Source organism: Streptomyces sp. NPDC101165, assembly GCF_044768135.1.
Taxonomy (GTDB): Bacteria; Actinomycetota; Actinomycetes; order Streptomycetales; family Streptomycetaceae; genus Streptomyces.
On the sequence record NZ_JBIWPG010000007.1, the window covers coordinates 249,871 to 256,429 of the forward strand.

Consider the following 6,559-nt stretch of genomic DNA (forward strand, 5'->3'; position numbering starts at 1 on the left):
AGGTCATTCGATGGGAGCGCGCGTGGAAGCGGACCGGGAGTTCTGGAGCCGTGTGCTGACCGCCGGCGGTACGACTGCGGTGCCACGGTGGGTTCGGGAGCCGGTTCCCGGAACGGCCGAGCACGAGGTGTCGGTGCCGGACGACGTGGCGGACGCGGCCCGCGGGCTGGTGCGGCAACTGGCAGTACCGGTCAGCGCACTGCTGCTGGCCGCGCACGCCAAGGTGCTGGCCGCACTGTCCGGCGAGCAGGACGTGGTGACGGGGTACGCCGCCGGGGTGCGGGGCGAGCCGCTGCCGTGCCGTCTGTCGGTGCCCCCCGGATCCTGGCGCGCACTGGTGTCGACCGCTCAGCACGCCGAGGCGGAGCTGCTGGCGCACCGGGAGTTCCCGGTGGACGAGCTGTGCCGGGAGCTGGGAACTGCGCAGCCGTCGTACGAGGTCGTGTTCGGTCCCCGGGGAGGCGCCGAGAACACGCTGGTCGACGACGGCGTGCTGCAGGTGCGCTGGTCCGACCGGGACGGGCGGCTGAGGCTGCGACTCCGCTACCGCACCGACGTCCTGGACGCCACGAGTGCGGCCCGGATCGGCGGTTACCACCTGACGGCACTGCGGCTGATGACGGCCGATGTGGACGCCGAGCACGCACGGCAGAGTCTGCTGTCGGACGACGAGGTGCAGGAGCAGCTCGAAGAGCTGGCCGGGCCCCGCCGGGAGCTGCCGGACGCGCGGGCACACGAACTGTTCGAGCAGCGGGTACGGGCGCATCCGGAAGCGGTGGCGGCCGTGTACGGCGAGCAGGAGTGGACGTACGCAGAACTCAACGCGCGCGCCAACCGTCTGGCGCGGTCCCTGCTGAAGCGGGGGCTGGGCCGGGAAGACGTGGTGGCCGTCGTCACCGAGCGCAACCTCGACTGGATGGCCGCGACCTTGGCGGTGTTCAAGGCGGGCGGCGCGTACCTGCCGATCGAGCCGCACTTCCCGGCCGACCGCATCGCGGCAACGTTGTCGCGCGCGGAGTGCCGGCTGGTCCTGACCGAATCCGGCAGCACCCACACCCTCGACCAGGCTCTGGCGACCCTGCCCGGGGTCGAGAAGCTGCTGATCGAGGGGGCGTACGCGGAAGGGCACGCCGACGGTGACGTCGGAGTACGGGTCGACGCCGGCCAGCTGGCCTACATCTACTTCACGTCCGGCTCCACCGGCGAGCCGAAGGGGGCGATGTGCGAGCACGCGGGCATGCTCAACCATCTCCACGCCAAGATCGACGACTTGGGGATCGGCGAGGGCTGCGTGGTGGCGCAGACCGCCCCGCAGTGCTTCGACATCTCGCTGTGGCAGCTGGTGTCCTCGCTGCTGGTGGGCGGGCGGACGCTGCTGGTCGGCCAGGACGTGATCGTGGACGTGGAGCGGTTCGTCGACACGCTGGTCGGCGGCCGGGCCGGTGTGGCGCAGGTCGTGCCCTCCTATCTGGAGGTCGTGGTCTCGTACCTGGAGCAGCATCCCCGCGCGCTGCCGGACCTGCGGTGTGTGTCGGTGACCGGTGAGGCGTTGAAACGGGAGCTGGTCCAGCGCTGGTTCGCGATCCAGCCCGGGATCAGGCTGGTCAACGCCTATGGACTGACCGAGACTTCGGACGACACCAACCACGAGGTCATGGACACCGTGCCCGAGCGCGTTCTGCTGGGGCGTGCGGTCAACAACGTGCACGTCCATGTCGTGGACGAGCATCTGTCGTTGGTGCCGCTGGGTGCCCCGGGCCTGATCGCCTTCTCCGGTGTCTGTGTGGGCCGGGGATACGTCAACGATCCGGAGCGGACCCGTGAGGCCTATCGCGAGGATCCGTTCCGGCCGGGTGAGCGGCTCTACCTCGGGGGTGACTGGGGGCGCTGGCACCCGGGCGGCAAGCTGGAGTTCCTCGGCCGCCGGGACAACCAGGTCAAGATCCGCGGCTTCCGTATCGAGATCGGCGAGATCGAGAACGCGCTGCTGCGGGTGGCCGGGGTGCGGGACGGTGCGGTGATCGTCGCCGAGCGGTCCGGCCGGAGCAAGCACCTGATCGCCTTCTACACGGGGCGGCACTTGGAGACCGACGCACTGCGCGAGTCGCTGGGTGCGGTCCTGCCCGCCTACATGGTCCCCTCGGCCTTCCACTGGCAGGCCGGCCTGCCGCTGACCGCCAACGGCAAGATCGACAGGAAGGCGCTCACCGCCCTGGCCGCGCAGCCGGAGCCTTCCGTGCCGGGCGAGGACGAGAGCGCCCCGCTCACCCCGACCGAGCGGAGGCTGGCGGCGGTCTGGGCCGATCTCCTGGGAGTCCCCGAGGACCGGATCGGCCGCGAGGACCACTTCTTCGACTCCGGGGGCACCTCCCTGACGGCGGTCAAACTCACCCTCGCGCTGGACCGCGCGGTGTCCCTGAAGGACATCACCCGGCACCCGGTGCTCGCCGACCTGGCGGCCCTCCTCGACGGCACGCCCCGGCGCCACCCGGAGCTGCTGCAGCCGCTCACTGCGGGCGGCGGTGCGAAGGAGTGCGCACTGGTGTGCTTCCCCTACGCGGGCGGCAACGCGGTCAACTACCAGCCGATGGCCAGCGCGTTGGCGGGTCACGGCCTGGCGGTTCTCGCGGTGGACCTGCCCGGTCATGACCTGGCAGCGCACCCCGAGCCGTTCGCGCCGATCGAGCAGGTGGCGGAGCGGGTCGCCGCCGAGATCACCGCGCGCGGCCTGACCCGGGTCCTGCTGTGGGGCCACTCGTCGGGCACCGCACCGGCGTTGGAGACGGCCAGGAAGCTCCAGGAGCACGGTGTGGAGGTGCTGCGCGTGTTCCTCGGCGCGCAGTTGCTCGGCACCGCCGCCGACCGGTACGCCGCCGTCGGCGAACTGACGAGCCGGAGCAACGCCGAGATCGCCGCACGGCTGACCGCGGACAGCGGCTACACCGAACTGGCGGAGCTGAACGCGCAGCACGCCGAGCACATCGGTGCCGCCTACCTGCACGACTGCGTGTCCGCGCACCGCTACTTCTGCGCCGCGCTGGACGGGCCACCGCCGATGAAGCTGTCCGTGCCGGTCTCGGTGGTCGTCGCCGCCGACGATCCGCACACCGCGGGCCACGCCCACCACCACCGGGACTGGCTGCTCCTGGCCGAGCACGTGGATCTGCACGAGCTGGCCGACGGCGGCCACTACTTCACGCGCACCCGTCCGGCCGAGGCAGCACAGGCCGTCCTGGGTGTCGTGGCTCCGCTGGCCTCTTCCTGAGCCACGCAGAGCCTCCAGACGGGCAACCGAAGGGAATCCGAGATGTCGTCCTCACCTCTGGCAGCACCCCTCGACGTGGAGCTGCGGCCGGACAGACCCGCGATCCTGCACGTCGGGTCGCCCGGTGACGCGGCGAGTTGGGCGGCCCAGTACCGCGAGTCGCTGCATGCCCAGGTCACCGAGCACGGGGCACTCCTCGTCCGCGGACTGGGACTGCGGGACGTGTCCCAGGTCGGTGCCGTCTTCGCGGGGCTGGCCGGCGGTCTGATGCCGGAGCAGGAGGCGTTCGCCCCCCGTGAGGCGTACGGCCCGGGCCTGTACTCCTCCACGGCCTGGCCGGCCAACCAGCCGATGTGCATGCACCACGAGCTGAGCTACCGGCTGGAGGTTCCCGGCCTGATGCTGTTCGCGTGTCTGACCGCGCCCGGCGACGGCGGTGCGACCGCGGTGGCCGACGCGGAACAGGTGCTCCAGGCGCTGCCCACCGCGCTGACGGAACGGTTCGAGCGTGAGGGCTGGCTGCTGACCCGCGCCTACAACGACGAGATCGGCGCCTCCCTGGCGGAGTCGTTCGGCACCGACGACCACTCCGAGATCGAGCGCTACTGCCGCGCCCACGCCATCGACTTCGCCTGGCAGCCCGACGGCTCCCTGCGCACCGAGCAGCGCCGCAGCGCGGTCGTGCGGCACCCGCTCACCGGCCGGCGCTGCTGGTTCAACCAGATCGCCTTCCTCAACGAGTGGACGCTGGCTCCGGAGGTGCGCGAGTACCTGGTGGACGAGTACGGCGCGGACGGGCTGCCGTTCAACACCCGCTACGGCGACGGCACCCCGATCGGCGAGGACGTCGTCCAGCTGCTCAACACCACCTACGAGCAGCACACCCGGCGCGAGCCCTGGCAGGCCGGCGACCTGATGCTCGTCGACAACCTGCGCACCGCCCACAGCAGAGAGCCCTTCACCGGTGAGCGGCAGGTGCTGGTCGGCATGGCCGAGCCGCACCGCCTGGCCGACTGCTGGCCGACCTCGGAGGCGAGCGAGCGATGACCCAACTGTCGTCCACCGCCACCCGGCAGACCCCGCCGGACGGGGTCCCGTTGCCTACGTTCGCGGTGATCTCCGGTACGCAGGTGCAGCAGGCGCTGAGCGGGCGCGAGAAGCAGGTCGTGGAGCTGGTCGAGGCCACCTACCGGCTGCACGGCGCCGGGGACTCCGTCAACCCGCCCTCCTACTTCCTGCGTTTCCCCGACCGGCCCAATGCGCGGATCATCGCGCTGCCCGCCTCCGTCGGCGGTTCGGTGCACGTGGACGGGGTGAAGTGGATCTCCAGCTTCCCGGACAACGTGCGGGCCGGGCTGCCCCGGGCCTCGGCGGTGCTCATCCTCAACGACCCCGAGACGGGCTACCCGTTCGCGTGTCTGGAGAGCTCCATCATCAGCGCGACCCGGACCGCCGCGTCCGCCGCGCTGGCCGCCGACTGGCTCAGCCGCGACCGGACCCGCCCCACCCGGATCGGCTTCTTCGGCACCGGGCTGATCGCCCGCTACATCCACACCTTCCTGGCAGGCACCGACTGGACGTTCGACACGATCGGCGTGCACGACCTGTCCGCCGAGAGCACCGCCGGGTTCTGCGGCTACCTGCGGCAGGCCGGGACCACCGCGGAGATCGTCGTCCACGACAGCGCCGAGGACCTCATCTGCTCCAGCGACCTCGTGGTCTTCGCGACCATCGCCGGTGAACCCCACGTCACCTCCCCGGCCTGGTTCGACCACAACCCGCTGGTGCTGCACATCTCCCTGCGCGACCTCTCCCCCGAGGTCCTGCTCGCCTCCGCGAACTTCGTGGACGACGTCGAGCACTGCCTGAAGGCCGACACGTCCCCCCACCTGGTCGAACAGCGCACCGGCAACCGTGACTTCCTGAACGGCACGCTCAACGACGTGATGCTCGGACGGGCCGCCCCGCCGCACGACCGCCCAGTGATCTTCTCGCCGTTCGGACTCGGCGTGCTCGATCTCGCCGTCGGCAAGTACGTCTACGACGAAGCAGCCGGGGCGGGCAACCTCCGCCTCATCGACGACTTCTTCCACGACCTGCGCCGGTTCGGCTGAGGCGTTGTCCCCAGCCCTGGCACCAGGAGGCCCACTGTGCCCGTAGTTTCCGCTCCCCATGACTTCAACGAAGGCTGTCTCTTCGTCGACCTCGAGTCGATCTTCGGATGCTCCCTCTACCTGAAGTGCGAGGGCTTCAACTTCGCGGGCTCCATCAAGTTGAAGGCCGCGAACGAGATGGTGGAGAGCGCCGAGCGGGACGGAATCCTGACGCCGGATTCCATCCTCGTCGAGTCGTCCTCCGGGAACCTGGGCGTGGCGCTCAGCATGATCGCCGCGAGCAAGGGCTACCGGTTCCTGTGTGTCACGGACTCCCGCTGCAACCTGTCGACGCGGCTGCTGATGGAGGCGCTCGGCAGCCAGGTGCACGTCGTGGCCGACCTGGACGCGAACGGCGGCTTCCTGGGCACCCGGATCGAGTACGTCCGCGCGCTGTGCGCGTCCGACAACCGGTACGTGTGGCTCAGCCAGTACACCAACGCCGGCAACTGGCGGGCGCACTACCGTACGACCGCACCGGAGATCGCCACGCACTTCCCGCGCCTGGACGTGCTGTTCGTCGGGGCGGGCACCGCCGGAACCCTGATGGGCTGCGCCCGCTACTTCCGGCAGTGGCACCGGCCGGTGCGGATCGTGGCCGTCGACAGCGTGGGTTCGGTGGCCTTCGGCGGCAAGCCGGGCCGCCGGATGATCCCCGGCCTGGGCATGAGCATGGTTCCCCCGCTGCTCGACGAGTCCTTCGTGGACGAGGTCATCCGGGTGGAGGAGGCGGACACCATCCGCACCTGTCACCGCATGGCCAGGCGCGGCTTCCTGTTCGGCGGCTCCACGGGGACGGTGGTCAGCGGCGCGACGGACTGGCTGTCCCGGCAGGACGCACGCGGCCTCACCGCGGTGGCCATCGCACCGGACCTCGGTGAGCGCTACCTCGACACCATCTACCAGACCAACTGGCTGCAGGACCTCTACGGCGACCACATCCTCGACGACCAAGAGGTGAGCGCCCTGCCCCGCGAGAACAAGCCCACCTCCGAGACACCGGACCGCCGATCGGGACCGTAGCGGCGTACACCGGACAGACCGGCGGGGCGCCGCGGAAACCCGACCCGCCGCCCGGCCCGGCCCCCGTGCCACACAAACCGAAAACACAAGCAAACACGGGCGAAAAGACCGAACAGGC

Annotated in this window: 4 protein-coding genes; all 4 read left to right on the plus strand. The window is 70.7% G+C overall.

Annotation, left to right across the window (positions count from 1 at the left end):
- The first annotated feature begins 10 nt into the window (after positions 1–10).
- From ACIRVH_RS17170 to sbnA, 4 genes are read left to right on the plus strand one after another with little or no spacing between them, the layout of a single operon-like run.
- Entirely contained in the window at positions 11–3,265 is a 3,255-nt protein-coding gene (locus ACIRVH_RS17170) for an amino acid adenylation domain-containing protein (RefSeq protein WP_403953540.1), read from the plus strand.
- A gap of 42 nt (positions 3,266–3,307) precedes the next feature.
- Positions 3,308–4,312: a TauD/TfdA family dioxygenase gene (locus tag ACIRVH_RS17175; protein WP_403953542.1), complete on the plus strand. Its 1,005-nt coding sequence runs from the start codon at positions 3,308–3,310 to the stop codon at positions 4,310–4,312.
- Entirely contained in the window at positions 4,309–5,379 is a 1,071-nt protein-coding gene (sbnB, locus tag ACIRVH_RS17180; protein ID WP_403953544.1) for a 2,3-diaminopropionate biosynthesis protein SbnB, read from the plus strand. The genes ACIRVH_RS17175 and sbnB overlap by 4 nt, the downstream gene beginning before the upstream one ends.
- A 36-nt stretch (positions 5,380–5,415) precedes the next feature.
- Entirely contained in the window at positions 5,416–6,441 is a 1,026-nt protein-coding gene (gene sbnA / locus ACIRVH_RS17185) for a 2,3-diaminopropionate biosynthesis protein SbnA (RefSeq protein WP_403953546.1), read from the plus strand.
- The last annotated feature ends 118 nt before the right edge of the window (positions 6,442–6,559 follow it).